Source organism: Bathymodiolus platifrons methanotrophic gill symbiont, from assembly GCF_002189065.1.
In the GTDB taxonomy this organism is placed as follows: domain Bacteria; phylum Pseudomonadota; class Gammaproteobacteria; order Methylococcales; family Methylomonadaceae; genus Methyloprofundus.
Map to the genome: position 1 here is coordinate 1 of NZ_BDMN01000405.1, position 1,669 is coordinate 1,669.

General features: G+C 38.2%; 1 protein-coding gene and 1 pseudogene. Both read left to right on the top strand.

The window, feature by feature from the left end; all coding sequences use genetic code 11:
- Window positions 1-930: 930 nt before the first annotated feature.
- The gene (locus tag CDZ78_RS18325; protein ID WP_140414198.1) at window positions 931-1,365 is read left to right on the top strand and encodes a hypothetical protein; all 435 of its coding nucleotides are present in this window, start codon (window positions 931-933) and stop codon (window positions 1,363-1,365) included.
- Between the two features lie 135 nt (window positions 1,366-1,500).
- Window positions 1,501-1,669, top strand: a pseudogene (locus CDZ78_RS18330) (IS6 family transposase); the annotation flags it as partial.

The following is a 1,669-nucleotide window of genomic DNA, read 5'->3' on the forward strand; positions in this document are numbered from 1 at the left end:
GAAAATCAGTGCTTTTTTATTCATATTTAATTCTCTTTAGTCTCTTTAATTTAATATTTCAAATACAACTGTGTTTAAAAGCTTTCGTCACAATTGCATTGGTATCCACCCCTTACCAACACTAGCCAACACATTCTCCACAATCACTATCAATCACAGCAATATGGTTTCTCTTAAACCGCGCTCCGCACACCAATAATAAATTGTTTTTTTAAAAGAATAAAGAGATAGATAGTACAGCCATTAACCCCCTAAGGGCAGGCTCATTAATCCCTTTCACAGCCCCCCCTCCCACAACTGCTTGAAAAAAACAGATAATGCGGACTAGAGTTTCAGTGTATCTTGGAATCGAGTTACTTGAGTTTTTATGCCCCTTTCACTACCGTTACGCCCTGCGCGTTACCAGATATAATAAATATATCCACCCCTGCTCCAAACGCGCCACCTTTTGCATTATAAAATTCGAATCCCGCATTCAAAACGGTTATAAGCTTGCGGCTTCTACTTTATGCAAAAAGTGCCTTATGGGTTGCCTTAGCAGTTACCCTTGATCGACAACACTGTCCTGACCTACTCCAAATCATCTTGATTCCAAGGTAGGGACTGAGCTTGTAAAGCAGAGAAGCTAAATAATGCTTTCAAATGAGATGCTAATTAAGATATAATTAACGTCTGTTTGAAAGCAAGAGTAATAGTCTTACTTTCAAGCTGTGGTGAGTGCTTCATATACACTCATACACAACCTTTAAAAAACCTCTGCATACAATGTGTGTAGGGGTTTTTTTATGTCCTAAACTTCATAAATTCAGGAGAGTTACCTGAAAAAAGAAATATCGGGCTGTATTACCCATAACTTTAACTCATGCAACCAAGACATAGCAAGTTTTTACTGGTCTTGTTTGCTTTTCACCCAGTTTAAAATTTAATAAAATGAATTCTAACGACAAGAAAGAGATAATCAACGCTGGCGCGGATAACATGTACAAGTTAGCAGGCAATGTAATAATGATGGCTAATCTTGGCTTTATCCCCACCAGAATTAAAAAGCCTTATATATTTTCAATGAACACCTACCTTGTTACTGGACTAGCTGGCTACTCTAAAAGTCTAAAAAAACTGGCAGAAATTTACAGCCAAGGCTCAATCACTGATAAAGACAGTATTAAGGCTGAGAAGATAAAGGCTGCATCTAAGTTAATTTTAGAGGGGGCTGAACCAATGAATGCTATAAGTGAAGTGGGATTTAAAGCTTCGGATATTGACCCCGATGAAGAGGACGTAAGTTATAGCGATTTACAAGATAGCTACATCAAGACTTACAATTACTTATTCCCCCCTATTGATCAAGAAGAGTCTGCACTGTAGATACATGCTATTTGCCATCGCTTTATTAGGGTTCAGTCAGAAGTATCACAAGGTAAAATCGGTTCTGTCGCATAAATCCCCCTTCCCGACGTTATCTGCTATCATAATTCTCAATTTCAATAAAAGGTGGATCACATGCTCAGCTTCAAAGGCACTCACTTTCAAAAAGATGTCATTCTTTATGCTGTTTTCTTTTATGTCAGGTATGGCGTTTCGTATCGCGACCTTGAAGAAATTATGGAAGAAAGAGGTGTTGAAGTGGATCATGCTACGCTCAATCGTTGGGTTATCCGTTATTCTCCTG

Coding starts and splice junctions, on each gene's coding strand:
- CDZ78_RS18325 (WP_140414198.1), top strand. CDS start 931: ATGAATTCTAACGACAAGAAAGAGATAATCAACGCTGGCGCGGATAAC.